The organism is Paenibacillus kribbensis (assembly GCF_001705305.1).
Lineage (GTDB): Bacteria > Bacillota > Bacilli > Paenibacillales > Paenibacillaceae > Paenibacillus > Paenibacillus kribbensis_B.
This window is the reverse complement of record NZ_MCBP01000013.1, coordinates 140,362-157,950: the sequence shown is the minus strand read 5'-3', so window position 1 is coordinate 157,950 and position 17,589 is coordinate 140,362. Positions and strand designations below refer to the sequence as shown.

Below are 17,589 nucleotides of genomic sequence, written 5' to 3'. Positions count from 1 at the left end.
TCGCATGGAAACCATATTTTGGTGGTTATTGGCAGGGGGCGCTATCTTTACCGTGGTCAGTGTGCTGGTCGGGGATGTACTCGGTAGCTGGCTGGATGGGGCGTTGGAGCTGCCGGGCCTTGATTGGTTCAGACCTGTCGTTTTGCTTGGAGCCATGACTGCCTTTGGCGGGACTGGTGTACTATTGACAAAATATACAGGGCTAAGCACGGGCTGGGTCGTTGTGCTTGCTTTTTGTGTTGCATTTGTCATTGGAGTACTCGTGTTTTTTGCGTTTATCAAGCCAATGGCGAACTCAGAGGTATCCAGCGGCTTCTCTATGCGTGAGCTGACTGGCAGGATCGGTGAGGTCACCATTCCGGTACCGGAGGTAGGTTACGGGGAGGTCATGATCCGCTTCGGTGCAAGCAACACCATACATACGGCATCGAGCTTTGATCACAAGCCGCTGGCTGCGGGGACCCGTATTGTCGTGGTTGAGGTCGCAGAGGGCGTCGTCCGTGTAGCATATCTGGACACATAGACGGCGCATTCGCTTAACTTGAAGGGAGCGTGAACGGGAGTGTCAAGTTTGCAGGATGTTGTACTGGTCCCTGGGATTGTTGTGATTGTTATTGTCATACTAGGGATCGCTTTTTGGGCCCGCTACAAAACGGTAGGACCGGATGAAGGGATGATCGTGACGGGTTCTTTTCTGGGAAGCAAAAATATTTCCGAGGATGAATCCGGTCGTAAAATTAAAATTGTGCGCGGTGGAGGAGCCTTTATTTGGCCTATTTTTCAGCAATCTGAATTTATTTCTCTCTTGTCCCACAAGCTTGACGTAACCACACCGGAAGTATATACGGAGCAAGGGGTTCCGGTCATTGCTGATGGTGTAGCAATTATTAAGGTGGGCAGTTCTATTGAGGATGTAGCGACAGCAGCGGAACAATTTATTGGGAAGCCCCTTGAGGCTCTTAGGGGAGAGGCCCAGGAAGTGCTGGAAGGGCATTTGCGTGCGATTCTCGGCTCGATGACTGTGGAGGAAGTGTACCGTAATCGGGACCGATTCGCACAGGAAGTACAGGGCGTAGCTGCCCGTGATCTGAAAAAGATGGGGCTGCAAATTGTGTCATTCACCATCAAGGATGTGCGTGACAAACATGGATATCTGGATGCGCTCGGTAAGCCGAGAATTGCTGCTGTAAAACGGGATGCAGAAATTGCGGAAGCCGAGGCTGTGCGGGATGCCCGGATTCAGAAGGCGCGTGCAGAACAGGAAGGCCAGAAGGCTGAGCTGCTGCGGGACACGAATATTGCCGAGGCAGCCAAAGAGAAGGAACTGAAAGTGGCTGCGTTTAAGAAGGAGCAAGATACAGCCAAGGCCGACGCTGATCAGGCTTATCATATTCAGGAGGCTCGTGCTAAGCAAACTGCTGTTGAGGAGCAGATGAAGGTCGAACTGGTCCGCAAGGAGCGGGAAATTGATCTTCAAACCAAGGAAATTCAGGTTCGTGAAAAGCAATATGATGCGGAAGTGAAAAAGAAAGCGGAAGCCGATCGGTATGCTGTAGAGCAGGCTGCGGAAGCGGACAAATCGCGTAAAATGCGTGAGGCGGAATCACTGCAATACTCGATTGAGACACAGGCTAAAGCATCAGCTGAGCAAAAACGCCTGAACGGGCAAGCCGAAGCGGATGCGGAACGTGCGAAGGGTACGGCGGACGCAGACGTCATACGCTTGCGTGGTTTGGCAGAAGCGGAGGCCAAGGAAAAACTGGCGGAGGCGTTTCAGAAATTTGGAGAGGCAGCTGTGCTCGATATTATCGTGAAAATGCTGCCTGATCTGGCTGGGCGCATTGCCGAACCGATAGCGTCCATTGATAAACTGACGGTGGTTGATACAGGCAAAGGAGAAGGAGCAGCACGTGTCAGCAATTATGTCACAGAATTGATGGCCACGGCTCCCGAGATGCTTAAGAATGTATCCGGTATCGATGTGGAGCAGTTAATTAAGGGATTGACCACTGGGAAAAATGGCCTTCATTCCGTTCCTTCCTCCGGTGAAACGGATAAGCTTCACATTCACGCCCCGGTTGAGGTAGCGTATACCGAAAAAGAGTAGCTATAAGCCATTTTAGCAGCAGACGTTGCTGAACAGAAGAAACGCTTTTCATCACAGCTTTTCCCAGCAATTGTGATGAAAAGCGTTTTCTTTTTATTGACCTTTAGCGGAATATTTGGTACTTTAACGTGGATTCCTCTGAGCAGCATGCTATAATTCTTAGGATCAAGGTTCTGATAAAAAGAGGTGCGGATGTGAGCAGCCTACAAGTGGCGAAAGCGCTGAATAACAATGTGATTATAGGAATGCATCCCGAACATGATGAGGTTGTCGTGATTGGAAAAGGAATCGGTTTCAATCGCAAAGCCGGCGATCTTATAACGTTGGATTCAGTTGAAAAATTATTTATATTAAAAAGCCATGAAGAGCAGGAGCAATACAAGCGATTGCTTCCTGAGCTGGATGAAAAGCTCATTGAGGTCATCGGTGAGGTGCTTCATCATGTTCAGCTTCAAGCGAAGAAGCCTTTGAATGAGCACATATTGATTGCTTTAACCGACCACATCGCTTTTTCCATCAAACGTCAGAAACAGGGGATTACGATTCATAATCCGTTTCTGTACGAAACCAGGGAAATCTATCCCCAGGAATACAAGATGGCTGAACAAGCTGTGACATTAATCAGGGAAAAGATGGACGTGGATTTGGGAGAAGATGAGATCGGATTTGTGGCCCTGCATATTTATAGTGCTATGACCAACCAGCATATTTCCGAGGTTAGGAAGGATTCACGTCTGATAGCCGATATGGTTCAGGTAGTCGAGAATACCCTCGATTATCGTATTCCTCTCCTGTCCCTCGATTATTCCCGCCTGCTGACTCATCTGAGATTTGCCATTGAACGTGTGCGCCGGGGTGAAATTGTGCAGGAGATTTATCGTTTGGACAAGCTTTTGAATGAGGAGTATCCGGAAATGTACATGCTGGCCTGGAAGCTCACAAAAATTATGGAGAAAAGGCTCCGTAAGCCTGTGTATCCGGCTGAGGTCAGCTACTTGACGATGCATCTGCAGCGATTGTCCCAGCGCAAAGAGCAGGGAGAGTAACCATGATAAAGCCGAGAAATAAAAAAGTATTGCCTCACTTTTAGCAGGATGCTATAATCAATTCTGTAATGAGCAAGACAACAATTGAACATTTAACGTGTTACTGATTCGATCAGGCATGAGTTGTTTTAAGTTATGATTGTTTACAGCCTACTGGGGTAAGCTATATCCCAAGGTTGTCTTCAAACATACTTAAATCGGCTCATGCCTTTTTTGTTGTTTTGCCTCTGCATTCTAAATTTTTTAGAGAAGGAAGTGGAACGTATGTTTAAAAAGCTTTTCGGCGTTTTACAGCGTGTCGGCAAAGCTTTGATGCTTCCTGTAGCTATTTTGCCAGCTGCGGGACTTTTATTGGGGATTGGTAACATGCTGGTCAACCCTGATTTTCTCCAGTACATTCCTGTATTAAATGCGGGCTGGGTACAATCAGTTGCGACGATCATGATGAATGCCGGACAAATCGTTTTTGATAATTTAGCATTGTTGTTTGCAGTCGGCGTAGCCGTCGGTCTGGCAGGCGGTGAGGGTGTAGCAGGTTTGGCTGCGATCATCGGTTACCTTGTAATGAATATTACACTGGGAACAGCCGTTGGTGTCACACCGGGCCTGATTGCCCAAAAAATCCCTGGCTATGCCAATGTATTGGGTATTCCAACGCTGCAAACAGGGGTATTCGGCGGGATTATCATCGGTATTCTGGCCGCGTCTATGTACAACCGCTTTTTCAAAATTGAGCTGCCTTCATATCTGGGCTTTTTCGCAGGCAAGCGCTTTGTTCCGATTGCAACGGCATTATCCTCGTTGCTGATTGGACTACTGTTGGTCATTGTATGGCCTCCCGTACAGCACGGACTGAACACCGTATCTCACTTCATGGTTGATTCTAATCCGACACTGGCCGCTTTCATTTTTGGGGTCATTGAACGTGCGCTTATTCCATTCGGTTTGCATCATATCTGGTATTCACCGTTTTGGTTTGAGTTCGGCGAATATGTTAACAAAGCAGGTCAAACGATTCATGGTGATCAGCAGATCTTCTTTAACCAGCTTCGCGACGGAGTAGCCCTGACAGCAAGTACGTTCCAAGTGGGTAAATTCCCATTCATGATGTTCGGTCTGCCAGCTGCCGCGCTTGCAATGTACCATGAAGCAAGACCTGAGCACAAAAAATATGTAGCAGGTATTATGGGTTCCGCAGCATTGACTTCGTTTTTGACAGGGATTACGGAGCCGCTGGAATTCTCCTTCCTGTTCGTTGCTCCACTGTTGTTCGCAGTTCACTGTATATTTGCGGGCCTGTCATTTATGACCATGCAAATTTTGAATGTTAAAATCGGCATGACGTTCTCGGGCGGATTTATTGACTTCTTGATTTTCGGGATTATTCCAACTCGTACGCCTTGGTGGTATGTCATCATCGTTGGTCTGATTTTGGCGGTAATTTACTACTTCGGATTCCGATTCATCATACGGAAGTTCAACCTGAAAACACCAGGCCGTGAAGAAGCTACAGACAATGTGGATGGCGTTGCAACCGGAAGTAGTGATGATCTGCCACACAACATTTTGGCCGCTTTCGGTGGTTCATCAAATATCAAGCATCTGGATGCTTGTATTACACGTCTTCGGATCGAGGTTAATGAGAAATCGAACGTTGACAAAGCTCGTTTGAAACAGCTTGGTGCATCGGGTGTGCTTGAAGTCGGCAATAACGTACAGGCGATTTTCGGTACACGTTCCGATACGATTAAAACTCAAATGGCTGATATCATGGCGGGACGCACGCCTGCACCTGCTCCTGCACAACCAGCTCCACAAGAGGAAAAGGAAGCCGGAGAACAAAAGCAAACGATTATTGTGGAAGATATCGTAATGCCTGTTAATGGCGAACTGGTTGATATTTCGACAGTTCCCGATCCGGTATTTGCAGAGCGTATGACAGGTGACGGTTTTGCAGTCGTGCCAAATGATGGAACGATTGTATCCCCTGTTTATGGTAAAGTATTCAATGTATTCCCAAGCAAGCATGCGGTTGGCATTCAATCGGATGGCGGTAAAGAAGTGCTTGTTCATATCGGAGTGAACACAGTGAAGCTGAAAGGACAAGGATTTGACGTTTTGGTGAACGAAGGCGATCTTGTGTCAGCCGGTCAGCCAATCATGAAAATTGATCTGGAATACGTGAAGGCAAACGCTAAATCCATCATTTCACCTGTCATTTTTACCAACCTTCCAGAAGGTTCTTCGATAACTTTAAACAAAACAGGAGTATTGAAGGCTGGCGAAGATGGTATAATTACGATAAAATAAACTCTATGTGTTTCGGTTTAATGATTAGGCGGCTTAGTCCGTCTGATCATTGCCCGGTTTCACTGCACGTATTATACTGCGTGTAAACAAATATAATCTTTAGAAAAGTGGGAGGAACAAATCTATGCAAACAACTTTTAGAATTACAGATGAAGATGGTATCCATGCACGTCCTGCAACTGCGCTGGTAAATACAGCTAACAAATTCAGCGGTGCTGAATCTTTTGCCGAAGCTAATGGTAAAAAAGTAACTTTGAAATCCATTCTGGGTGTATTGTCTCTGGGTCTGGAACAAGGTGATACCATCAATATTATCTGTGAAGGCGCTGAAGCTGCTGAAGCTTTGAAAGCTCTTGAAAATGTAATCGTTAACGAAGGGCTGGGCGAAATTCATGCTTAAGATCTCCGGGATTGCCGCTTCGGCAGGCATTGCTATTGCCCGGGCGTTTATTTTGGAGCATCCGAATTACGCTGTAGAGAGACGCGCGGTTGGTGATGTTGAAGCTGAAATCGCAAGATTGGATGCGGCTTTGGCAGAATCTCAAACTGAATTGGAAGCGATTAAGGAGAAAACATTAAAGGAACTGGGCGAGAAAAAAGCAGAAATCTTTGCTTCTCACCTGTTGATCCTGAATGATCCTGAACTGATCGATCCAGTAAAAGCTAAAATCAAAGATGAGCAGCTTAATGCTGATTATGCTTTGGATGAAGTAGCTACACAGTTTATTTCCATGTTTGAAAACATGAAAAGTGCATATTTGCAAGAACGCGCGTCTGACATGCGTGATGTAACCAAACGGGTGCTCAATCATCTGCTAGGTGTTCATTTTGTCAGCCCTGCAGAAATTGCCGAAGAAACGATTGTACTTGCAGAAGATTTGACGCCTTCCGACACAGCTCAGCTGAATCGTGAATTTGTTAAAGGCTTTGCAACAAATATCGGTGGACGTACTTCGCACTCGGCTATCATGGCTCGCTCACTTGAAATTCCTGCGGTTGTAGGAACCAAAAATATATTGTCCCAAGCTAAAAGCGGCGATTTGATTATCGTTGATGGTCTGGATGGACACGTATTCGTGAATCCTTCTGAAGAGATCATTGCAGAATATCGTGCTAAACAAGTGGCATACGACAAGCAGCGCGAAGAGTGGCGAAAGCTGCGCGGCGAAGCTACAGTTTCTGTCGATGGTGTCCATGTCGAATTGGCAGCCAATATTGGTACGCCTAACGATGTAGCTGGTGTTCTGGATAACGGTGGTGAAGGCGTCGGCTTGTATCGTACAGAATTCTTGTATATGGGACGCGATAAGCTTCCATCTGAAGAAGTACAGTACACAGCATACAAAACCGTTCTGGAAAAAATGGAAGGCAAACCGGTTGTAGTCCGCACGTTGGACATCGGTGGCGACAAAGAACTTCCTTATCTGGATCTGCCGAAAGAAATGAATCCGTTCCTCGGATTCCGTGCGATTCGTCTGTGTCTGGATCGTCAGGATATTTTCCGTACTCAATTGCGTGCTTTGTTGCGGGCAAGTGTACACGGTAACCTGCGCATCATGTTCCCGATGATTGCTACGCTGAACGAATTCCGTGAAGCAAAAGCTGTTTTGCTGGAGGAAAAGGAAAAGTTGGTGGCCGAGGGTGTAGCCGTATCTGAAGAAATTCAGCTGGGCATCATGGTAGAAATTCCTTCTACAGCGGTATTGGCTGACCAATTCGCCAAAGAAGTTGATTTCTTTAGTATCGGTACGAACGACCTGATCCAATACACAATGGCTGCAGACCGTATGAACGAACGCGTGTCTTACTTGTATCAACCATACAATCCATCCATTCTGCGTCTGGTGAAAATGGTTATCGATGCAGCTCATCGTGAAGGACGTTGGGCTGGTATGTGTGGCGAAATGGCAGGGGATGCGACAGCAATTCCGTTGCTGCTGGGACTGGGACTCGATGAGTTCAGTATGAGCGCAACTTCCATTCTGCCAGCACGCAGTCTAATCTCCAAATTGTCTCGTGCGGATATGGAAAAACTGGCTGCCAAAGCTTTGGACATGCAAACAGCCGAACAGGTTGTTGAATTGGTTCAAAGTATTGAAGGCTAAGGGTATCACATTTTTAAGGGTTATATCTTTTTCCAACAAAAAATTGCTGTGTACATACAGCAGCCGGTATCTCAACAGATACCGGCCTTTTTGCATGCTTCTTTTTTGCATGTATTTGATTAAATTTACTTTTAGCTGCACGAGCAGTTCAGTACGGGCTTGCGGGCGGCAGTGGTTTCGTCCAAGCGTGTGACTGGCGTGGTATAGGGTGCATTAAGCACCAACTCGGGATTCTCCTCCGCTTCTCGCGAAATCTGAATCATGGTGTCGATAAAACCATCAAGCGTTTCCTTGCTTTCCGTTTCCGTCGGCTCAATCATGATACATTCCTCTACATTCAGTGGAAAATAAATCGTAGGCGGATGGTAGCCGAAATCGAGCAAGCGTTTGGCAACATCCAGCGTACGCACTCCAAATTTTTTCAAATTCCGTCCAGACATTACGAATTCGTGTTTGCAATGTCCCGGGTAGGGGAGGTCGAAATACGGAGCCAGCCGGTGCATCATATAATTGGCATTCAGTACGGCGCATTCAGATACCCGCTTCAAGCCGTCAGGACCATAGCTGCGGATATAGGCATAGGCGCGGACGAGAATGCCAAAATTACCGTAAAAGGCTTTGACCCGTCCGATGGAATCTCCCTGCTCCCGGTCCCAGTGGTACGTACCCTGAGGATCACGCACAACCATCGGCTTGGGCAAATAGGGAATGAGCCGCTGCTTCACGCCGACAGGCCCTGCGCCGGGGCCGCCTCCGCCATGTGGGGTACTCATCGTTTTGTGCAAATTGAGATGCACGACATCGAAGCCCATATCCCCGGGGCGGGTAATGCCCATGATGGCGTTGGAATTCGCACCGTCATAGTAGAGCAGGCCTCCGGCTTCATGCACAATCGCGGCAATGTCAGCGATCTGCTTCTCGAACAGGCCAAGCGTGTTCGGGTTGGTCAGCATGAGCGCAGCGGTGTCGTTGCCTACAGCTTGACGCAGCGCGTCCAGATCCACCAGCCCCTGCGGGGTGGAGGGGAGGGTGACCGTTTCGAAGCCCGCGACGGTTGCACTGGCGGGGTTCGTTCCGTGCGAGGAATCCGGCACGAGTACCTTGGTACGTCGCTCACCACGGGCTTCATGGTAGGAGCGGATCATCATCAGCCCGGTCCATTCGCCATGGGCGCCTGCTGCGGGCTGAAGGGTGACGGCATCCATGCCGGTTAACGCGGCCAGATCGTTTTGGAGCGTATGCAGCAGCTCCATGGCACCCTGGATGCTATCCTCAGGCTGATACGGATGAATCTTGGCGAAGCCTGCATAACGGGCGACATCCTCGTTTACCTTCGGGTTGTATTTCATCGTACAGGAGCCGAGCGGATAAAATCCGTTGTCCACGCCAAAATTGCGCCGGGACAAGGCGGTATAATGGCGAATAACGTCTACTTCGTATACCTCCGGCAATGCGGCAGGCTCGCTGCGCAGCGCATAATCCGGCAAAAGCTCTGCCACCGGGCGCCGTGGAACGTCGCATTCGGGAAGGGAATAGGCGATGCGACCCGGACGGCTCAATTCAAAAATGAGTGATTGATCATGCTCCTTTAATAGCCCTTGCTTCTGATCCTGTCCGGTGTGTGTCATAGCAATCCCCCCAAGGTGTGTACAAATTGGTCGATCTCTTCTTTGGTTCTTTGCTCTGTCACGGCAATCAGCATGTGACCGGCAAGCTCCTCGTAGTCCCGGCCCAACTCATAGCCGCCGATAAATCCCGCATTAAGCAATCCGGTCTGGAGCTTATTCATATCCGTACCCTCAGGCAGCTTAAGGGCAAACTCGTTAAAGGTCGGTGCGTTAAAAGATGCCGTCACGCCCTTCAAGCTCAGCAATTGCTCTAATGCATAGCGGCTTTTATGCAAATTCAGCTCGGCGACTTCCCGCATGCCCTGTCTACCCATAACGGACAAATACACAGATGCAGATAAAGCAAGCAAGGCTTGATTGGAACAGATGTTAGACGTGGCTTTTTCACGGCGGATATGCTGTTCCCGTGCCTGCAAGGTCAGCACAAAGCCGCGTTTGCCATTGCGGTCTGTCGTTTGGCCTACAATACGTCCGGGGATGCGGCGCATATGTGCCTGAGATACAGCAAAGTAACCGCAGGTCGGACCGCCGAGGGAGGATGAGATGCCAAGCGGCTGTGCGTCTCCGACGACAATATCCGCCCCCTGCTTGCCGGGTGTCTCCAGCAAGCCAAGTGCCAGCGGATTGGCGCTGACAACCATAAGCCCTTTGTGCGCATGGATCAGGTCAGCCATCGGCTTCAAATTTTCCACGGCTCCGAAAAAATTAGGGCTTTGAACCAAAACAGCCGCCGTCTGTTCCGATACGGCCGCTGCCAATGCCTGCGCATCCGTTACACCGTCCGAATAGCCAATCTCAACAATGTCCAAGCCCAGCCCGCGTGCATAGGCAGCCAATACCTGGCGTGCCTCCGGGTGGACGGTCTGCGATACGATAAGCTGTTTACGACGGGTGGCAGAGGCGGCCAGTGAGCCCGCCTCTGCCAGCGCAGTCGCTCCATCGTACATGCTGGCGTTGGCTACAGCCATACCTGTTAATTCGCAAATATACGATTGAAATTCGAATATGGCTTGCAGCTCGCCCTGGCTTACCTCTGGCTGATAGGGAGTGTAGGCGGTGTAAAATTCCGAGCGCGAAGTGATGTGCTGAATGACGGACGGAATATGATGATCATAAATTCCTGCACCAAGAAAGCTGGCATGTGTGTCTGTGTTGGCATTATGCCCGGCCAGCTCGGCCAGATGGCGGGTTAAGCCTCTTTCATCCAGTCGGGAGGACATGGGCAGCTCGCCCTGATATCGGATATCCTCTGGAATATCACTAAATAAATCGTCAATGGACGATACGCCGATCACGCGCAGCATTTCGGTTTGGTCCTGTTCGGTCATGGGCAGATAGCGATGCTGCTTCATAGGTTCTGGCTCCTTTCGAAAAGCAATATAAAATCGTAAATGGGCTAATACATAATCGTGAACTGGAAAATCCAGAAGTCCATATCTCCTTGTTCGCTTTATAGAAATGAAAAGAGTCTAGGATCAGCGTGAACGTTTATAAAAGGGTGCTGCTACCACCTCGGCGCGCAGGCGTTTGCCACGGATCTCGACCTCCAGCGGTGTGGATAGAGCGCTAAAACGGCTGTCCACCAGGGCCAGACCCAGATTGCGCTTTAAGGTTGGCGACTGGGTCCCTGTTGTAACCTCACCGATTTGTTGTCCTTCCGCGAATACCGGGTAATGGGCGCGCGGGATACCGCGATCCAGCATTTCCAGTCCGATCAGCTTGCGAGGAATACCTTGCTCTTTCTGGCGCTGCAGCGCCTCTCTGCCGATAAAATCTCCCTTGCCCAGCTTAACGAAAAAGCCTAAGCCAGCCTCGAGCGGTGAAATCGTGGCAGATAGCTCCTGTCCGTATAACGGCAGCCTTGCCTCAAAGCGCAGCGTATCCCGGGCACCGAGCCCGGTGGGAACCAGACCATACGGCTCACCCGAGCGAAGCAATCCTTCCCATACAGTCGGTGCTTCCGCAGCAGGGATATACATTTCAAAACCATCTTCACCCGTATATCCGGTGCGGGAGACGAGTGCTTTCACTCCGAACAGCTGCACGTTCTCACGGAATCGGAAGGATGCCAGATTTGTTATATCCGTATCTGTCACGGCTGCGATAATACGCGCTGCTTCCGGTCCTTGCAGCGCCAGCAATGCTATGGCATCCGACACATTTTCGAGATGAACGGATGCAGGCGCATGGCGCATAAGCCAATCCCAATCCTTGTCGATGTTGGAGGCATTCACAACGAGCATGTAGCGCTCCGGCCCTTTGCAGTATACAAGCAGGTCGTCTACTACACCTCCATCTGGGTAACACAGGAGCGAATATTGGGCCTGACCCGCTTCCAACTGGCTGACATCGTTCGTCGTTACCCGTTGCAGAAAAGCTTGGGCTTCTTTGCCTTCAACCAAAAACTCACCCATATGCGAGACATCGAATAATCCCGCATGTTGGCGGACGGCCTCATGCTCCTTTTGAATGCCGCTAAACTGTACAGGGAGCTCCCAGCCTCCAAAGTCAATACAACGGACCCCCGGCAGCGTCCCATAAGACGAATACAGCGGCGTTTTGCGCAAGTTAGTCATTTTTCCACTCCTATCCGGTGTGATCGGCTAAACAAAAAAGACAGGCCGAAAAAAACGCATAGACGTCAGTCCATACTCTTTTTTCAGCTCTGTCCTTGATACCTGAAAGTTACCCCGGTGTGTACCAGGTTTCCTCTTGGGTGATCCGCTCCATAGCGAATGCTCTCCAGAGATGCGTCCGGCAGAGGTCCTTTTGCCTGAGAGATTCACCTGCCGTGCAGGTTTACTCCTTCGGCGCTACCTTTGGAAACTATTGCTGTTACCGGGTCATGCAGATAACAACTTGATCCGATTCGCATATACCTCTGTCTCACAGGCGGCAACAGCTATGCGAATCTTGGTAGTCTCTCCCTCCGCGTTCATCCGCGTTTGCAGTTGTCGGGGTGTTTCCAAAAACATTTGTTATAACCCATTAATACGCAAATTCATTCAAAATGTCAACAAAAATGTCATGAAAGTCAATGCGAAAAACATTTAATGCATAAATAAGGATATGTAAGCGTTTGTTATACCTTATCATATTTTCATATAGAACGCTATCAGAAGTGATGTGAAGTATTTTTGTTAGTATTATTGACATGAGTGTTCCTGTTGTCATAATCTTAACCTGTCTAGTATAGGTGAGCAGAAGTAATTACATTCCCTTGGAAGTGAGGCGGAAGCAGGATGAGTGAAGTGAAACAGCAGCTTTGGTATACGGAGGAACATGAGTGGGTTGAGCGCACAGAAGATGGAACGGTGCGGATTGGTATTACAGACTTTGCACAGCATCAACTGGGTGATATTGTTTTTGTGGAATTACCTGGTGAGGGAGCGACGATTGAGCAGGGAGCGGAGGTTGGTACGATTGAATCGGTGAAGACGGTATCCGATCTTTTTGCTCCAGTGACGGGAACTGTATTGAGGGTAAATGAAGCGCTGGAAAGTACGCCTGAGCTGGTGAACGAATCTCCCTATGGAAAAGGCTGGATGATCGAAGTGGAGGTCGGCAACGATGTAGAGGAAGCTCTGGGCAAGCTATTGTCTGCGGATGAGTACGAGAGATTGACTGCCGATGGGCAATAATAAAGCCATATCGTGTCGAATTACGGCGTTTCGATCTGGATTTTGTAAGTTGCTGTGTTGAATTTTGTGAATTGCTGCGCTGAATTTTAAATTGAATAAGAGTGTCGTTTATTCGCTCGTGATTGTATAAAATGGGGCTGTCCCAAAAGAGTTTCTATCGGATGGGAATAAGCCAAAAATGACCTCATATTCCACGGTGAAGTGTTAAGTGGAGGATGAGGTCATTTTATATCAAATATTTTTCGTTTTGTTCATGCCGGTATCCGGCGTTTGAACTCTAGTCTGCGGACTGGCTATTTTAGCGCATATAGCCGCCCTTGCCGTCTGATCGAGCATAACCGTCCCTGAAGTTTTTCACAGAGGCCTCCAGACTTTCATAGCCTGCAAAGGAACCGCCACTTATGGTATATCCCATATCATCGAAGAAATCGCCGTAAGTAACGGCCTGTCCGGTGGCTCCTCCATGTTCTCGCTTGCTGACCCCGCCGTGACCAATCGAAAGTCCTTTAACTACGGCATGACCGCTCACAGTATAATATCCCTTCACTAAAGCGCTTTCAACCACCTGTCCATATTCCGAAACTTCTGCTTGTTCAGTAACAACGGCTTGATCCCCTACATGACCATGACCTGTTATTTTTGCAGAACCGTCTGCAATCGCATACCCGCTTAGGGTAGCGGATTCGCCGATCTGGGCGCTTCCACGCACCAGCGCATAGTCTGTAATCTTTGCTGAACCGCTTACTCTTGCGGCACCGCGCACCACAGCAAAATCTTCAATGCGAACATTCCCGGTCACGGTTGCACTGTCAAGAACCTTGGCATTCTTAGCCACATAGACACTATCATCGACCCGAGCGGTGTCGGCTACGAAGCCTCCGCCATTTCTGTGTACGTGCCCCCTGATGCCAGCACTTTCTTCAACCTTGCGCATTTGCGGTTCAGCATTTTCCAAGGTGACTTGATAAGGATATTGCGGTTTTGATTCAAAAGGAATATTTTTCTCAGAGAATTTTTTTTGCCAGCTTCCAATACCTATTTTGGTTTTTTGCATGCTTTCCAACGTAGGGGTTGCCGCCACGCTCAAATAAGCTTTTTCCCCATTGAAGACTTCTTCCTGGACGGATTCCCCGTTACCGAAAGAACGGCTGTACCGGCTTTTCCCATTCTCATTTTCAACGATAAGATATGCTTGCCAGCCAGCACCGTTTGCTTTAGCCAAGCCATCCAACTTGACTCGTACTGTGGTGGAGGAAGCGTTTGCAGGAATCTTTGCATCAAGCGGGATGATGTTGTAGCCGGTAGCCTGAGGGGCACGCTCAGAAGGAATGGTATAGATATTCTCACTTCCATCCACTTTAAGCATCATCGTATAATACTGCTGCCAATATAGTTCTCCGTACCTGAGCATGTTCTCGACATTGCGCTTGTAGAGCTTCTGATTACTGAAATCAAAAGTAGCCATTCTGCTGGCAAATCGGCCAATCATCTCCTGCACCTTTACTTGAGGATTAATTCTTTGGATCACCTCATAGATGGACTCCGTTGGGTTTTCCGGTTTCCCGGACTGCAGCAGCTTTGCAACAAAACCCGATCCGTAACCCGGTAAGCCATCCGGATTTTCCTCAAGGTATTTCAGGAGCGGCCAGGCTTCGTAATATGCCCGCCCATTTACGGCGGTCAACGTGCTTGCGCGTAAATATAGAGCGGAAAAGTCGGTTGCTCCCTCCGTTCCTGACTGTTGTTTATAAGCATCACTGGACGTATATTCCTCGCGGAACCAGTTGCCCACCGCTTCGCTCCAAGGACCAAGGTAATCATTTCCTCTCCAGCTGTTGCTTCCCTGGGCAAATTGTACTACATGTCCAAATTCGTGAGGGACTGGCAAACCTGGTTGCACTCTGGGACTCATGGCATCCGGAGCGCACATCAAGTATGGATACCCCTCTGAGTCAAGCCCGGCAAAAGCCCATCCTCCCTCGTAGAGATGAAGCCCGGTTCCCAGAATGACCACGTTGACCTTGTAATCTTTATTATCGCGTATCCACTCATGAGTCGAACGGGTAGGCTGTGTCATTTTAAGCTTATTTATGAATAAATCCCAGTTATCCTCCAAAATCTTTGCATTTCCCTCCAGGAAAGCCTTGGTTACTTTTTTAGATTCCCCGCCGTTTCCCCATAGGAACTGAAAATGCTCCGATTCGTATACATTGGCATTTGATTTGGAAATCACTTCCGCATCATTATGAACACCACGTACAGAGTAGGCTGCTTTTAACGCGTAGGCTGTTTCTACCGCGTAGGTTGCTTCTACCGCATTTTGGCTCTCACTAAGTGAATCGGCAACCATTTTTACTTCCGACTCACTTTGAGCCGATACGCTCTGCGTATGCAGAGACAGCCCCCCGGTAAATGCCAGTGTCATGGCCAAGACACTCACTCCTGCTGCAAGCGCACGCTCTTTTCTTGTTTTTCTTGTCACATGTTTCTTTTTCATTTTTTTTCTCCTTTCTGTGTAACCCTCATTTTGTTTTGCAAATCCTTTTCTGTTCATGGTCTTATAAGCCATGCTCTTCGAGCGTTGTCAATCCCCCCCTTTCTCTTCATTTCAGGAAAAAAAGAGTTCTCCTATTATTTTTATCGGTTGACCAAATGAAAAGTGAATACATTAATGTATGAATATTCAATTTTATAGTTTATATTTCCAAACAGAAAAAAGAAGAAATTTTAATAGGGAGGTTATAAACCTTCTTGTACCAAGGCGGCTGGCAACCGCAGAATTCAGGTCAGTCTATCGTACTATCAGTATAAATGGAAAATGAGGGCAATGCTGTCCAGTGAAAAAGCATAAAGCGGACGAAAAAATAACCGGACCGGGTAAGGATTAGCTTCTTGCCAGGTCCGGTTTTCAATTTTCCTTTTTGCAAACTGTTCTTTTTTTAATGAAAAGTCTGCTTTTGGGACAGCCCCATTTTTTGTTGTCTTTTTGAGCAGGCGTAATTACGTGTGTTTTCTTCTATTTAGAGGCTTGTCTTCTTGTAAGAGTAGTACAAATGACACTATGGATTTCCGACTAATTTCTATAGTTACAGGCCATATTAAAGAGAATTATACAGGGTATAATACCTTATTGTTAATTTAAATTTAAATGTTGTCATCAACGTTCATGACGAAAGTACGTTTTCATTTCGTTGATGGCGATAGCGCTGTCATTTAGTATGAATCTTGAGAAAAGGTAGTGATGCCATTATCAATAAGGAGGATATGAATATGAGCACAGTGGACGCAAAGTCCAATTCAAACGGAGGCGCTCGCGTCGCCGTACAGCGTTTTGGCCGTTTTCTCAGCGGTATGGTTATGCCCAATATGGGGGCTTTTATCGCATGGGGGTTGATTACGGCACTCTTTATTCCGACCGGGTGGTTCCCGAACGAGGGTTTTGCCCAACTGGTTGATCCGATGAAAAATTACTTGCTGCCGCTGCTGATTGGTTACACCGGTGGCACGATGATTCACGGACAGCGTGGGGGTGTGATCGGAGCCATTATGACGATGGGTGTCATTGTGGGAGCAGATATCCCGATGTTCCTGGGCGCAATGGTAGCTGGTCCGCTCGCTGCATGGGTATTAAAGCAGTTCGACAAGGTTATTGAAGGCAAAGTCAAATCAGGTTTTGAAATGCTGGTCAATAATTTCTCGGCCGGGATTATCGGTGCCATTCTAGCCATGCTTGCCCATGTGGCAATTGGTCCGTTTGTACAAATTATCAGTCAAGTGTTGTCAGCAGGGGTACAGTTCCTCGTGAACGCAGGGCTTTTGCCGCTCGTCAACCTCATTATTGAGCCCGGAAAAGTATTATTTCTAAACAACGCACTGAATCATGGAGTATTGAGTCCAATTGCGCTGGAGGAAGCTGCGAGAACAGGCAAATCCGTTCTGTTCATGCTTGAATCCAACCCTGGGCCGGGACTCGGTATTTTGCTGGCATATTGTCTGTTCGGTAAAGGCTCCGCAAAGTCGTCGGCTCCTGGTGCAGTAATCATTCATTTTTTCGGCGGGATTCATGAAATCTATTTCCCTTATATTTTGATGAAGCCGATTCTGATTCTAGCTGCTATAGCAGGGGGCGTTGTGGGAACCTTCTGTTTCATGTTGACAGGTGCCGGACTGGTCGCTGCTCCTTCACCGGGCAGTATCATCGCTTATTTCCTGATGACACCAAAAGGCGGATATTTGCCAATGCTGAGCGGTGTGGTAGCTGGTGCGGTCGTATCCTTTGCTGTTGGTGCAGTACTACTCAAGACAGGTAAGCAAAAAGAAGAGGGGCTGGAGGAAGCCGCATCCCGCATGAAAGATATGAAAAGTCAAAGCAAGGGTGCAAGTGCTAACGCCACTGTAGCGGAAGATAACCGCGAATCTGATCGTGCTGCCGAGATTGCCACAGATCGAACGCTGAAGGATAAATCAGAAGTTAACAAGATCGTCTTTTCCTGTGATGCAGGTATGGGTTCAAGCGCAATGGGCGCCTCGATTTTACGCAAAAAAATGAAGCAGGCGGGTGTGGACGTTACGGTAACGAACACGGCAATCAGTGAAATTCCACAGGATGCGGATATTGTCATTACGCAACAAACGTTGACAGAACGGGCTAAAACAGTAGCCCCGAATGCCGAGCACATTTCGATTGACAATTTCCTGAAAAGCCCTGAGTACGAAGCGCTGGTGGAACGTCTGAAATCCGATTCTTAATCC

The 17,589-nt window shown here is 48.2% G+C and carries 12 protein-coding genes and 2 riboswitches; of the genes, 8 read left to right on the top strand and 4 right to left on the bottom strand.

The annotated features are described in order from the left end of the window. The first annotated feature begins 4 nt into the window (after positions 1–4). From BAZ21_RS21155 to ptsP, 6 genes are all read left to right on the top strand, one after another. Positions 5–523 (top strand): protease, encoded by a 519-nt coding sequence (locus BAZ21_RS21155; RefSeq protein WP_068504890.1) that lies wholly within the window; start codon positions 5–7, stop codon positions 521–523. 48 nt (positions 524–571) lie between these two features. Then, positions 572–2,107, top strand: a complete 1,536-nt coding sequence (locus BAZ21_RS21150; protein ID WP_068504887.1) for a flotillin family protein — start codon at positions 572–574, stop codon at positions 2,105–2,107. A gap of 194 nt (positions 2,108–2,301) precedes the next feature. Then, entirely contained in the window at positions 2,302–3,153 is an 852-nt protein-coding gene (glcT, locus tag BAZ21_RS21145) for a glucose PTS transporter transcription antiterminator GlcT (RefSeq protein WP_068504885.1), read from the top strand. A gap of 264 nt (positions 3,154–3,417) precedes the next feature. Further along, on the top strand, positions 3,418–5,463 hold the full coding sequence (gene ptsG / locus BAZ21_RS21140) for a glucose-specific PTS transporter subunit IIBC (RefSeq protein ID WP_068504884.1): 2,046 nt from the start codon (positions 3,418–3,420) through the stop codon (positions 5,461–5,463). A 124-nt stretch (positions 5,464–5,587) separates the two neighbouring features. Continuing rightward, positions 5,588–5,863 carry an HPr family phosphocarrier protein gene (locus BAZ21_RS21135; RefSeq protein WP_007431597.1) on the top strand — a complete coding sequence of 92 codons (276 nt, stop codon included), beginning with the start codon at positions 5,588–5,590 and terminating at the stop codon, positions 5,861–5,863. Further along, a complete protein-coding gene (gene ptsP, locus BAZ21_RS21130; RefSeq protein ID WP_068504882.1) occupies positions 5,856–7,568 on the top strand; it encodes a phosphoenolpyruvate--protein phosphotransferase in 1,713 nt (570 codons plus the stop codon). The genes BAZ21_RS21135 and ptsP overlap by 8 nt, the downstream gene beginning before the upstream one ends. A 131-nt stretch (positions 7,569–7,699) precedes the next feature. Here the strand turns inward: ptsP and gcvPB are convergent, their stop codons facing one another. The 3 genes from gcvPB to gcvT all read right to left on the bottom strand — a co-directional run bounded on the left by gcvPB (position 7,700) and on the right by gcvT (position 11,772). After that, on the bottom strand, positions 7,700–9,196 hold the full coding sequence (gene gcvPB / locus BAZ21_RS21125; protein ID WP_068504879.1) for an aminomethyl-transferring glycine dehydrogenase subunit GcvPB: 1,497 nt from the start codon (positions 9,194–9,196) through the stop codon (positions 7,700–7,702). Beyond that, positions 9,193–10,548: an aminomethyl-transferring glycine dehydrogenase subunit GcvPA gene (gene gcvPA, locus BAZ21_RS21120; protein WP_068504877.1), complete on the bottom strand. Its 1,356-nt coding sequence runs from the start codon at positions 10,546–10,548 to the stop codon at positions 9,193–9,195. The genes gcvPB and gcvPA overlap by 4 nt, the downstream gene beginning before the upstream one ends. A gap of 123 nt (positions 10,549–10,671) precedes the next feature. After that, positions 10,672–11,772 carry a glycine cleavage system aminomethyltransferase GcvT gene (gene gcvT / locus BAZ21_RS21115; RefSeq protein WP_068504874.1) on the bottom strand — a complete coding sequence of 367 codons (1,101 nt, stop codon included), beginning with the start codon at positions 11,770–11,772 and terminating at the stop codon, positions 10,672–10,674. 79 nt (positions 11,773–11,851) lie between these two features. After that, positions 11,852–11,947: riboswitch (glycine riboswitch) on the bottom strand. Then, positions 11,948–12,135, bottom strand: a riboswitch (glycine riboswitch). Positions 12,136–12,438: 303 nt separating this feature from the next. Between gcvT and gcvH the strand changes: the two genes are divergently transcribed. Further along, a complete protein-coding gene (gcvH, locus tag BAZ21_RS21110) occupies positions 12,439–12,837 on the top strand; it encodes a glycine cleavage system protein GcvH (protein WP_068504872.1) in 399 nt (132 codons plus the stop codon). Positions 12,838–13,135: 298 nt separating this feature from the next. Here gcvH and BAZ21_RS21105 read toward each other — a convergent pair whose 3' ends face one another. After that, positions 13,136–15,334 (bottom strand): DUF6055 domain-containing protein, encoded by a 2,199-nt coding sequence (locus tag BAZ21_RS21105; protein WP_068504941.1) that lies wholly within the window; start codon positions 15,332–15,334, stop codon positions 13,136–13,138. Positions 15,335–16,107: 773 nt separating this feature from the next. Between BAZ21_RS21105 and BAZ21_RS21100 the strand changes: the two genes are divergently transcribed. Beyond that, positions 16,108–17,586: a PTS mannitol transporter subunit IICB gene (locus tag BAZ21_RS21100; RefSeq protein ID WP_068504870.1), complete on the top strand. Its 1,479-nt coding sequence runs from the start codon at positions 16,108–16,110 to the stop codon at positions 17,584–17,586. Positions 17,587–17,589 lie beyond the last annotated feature (3 nt).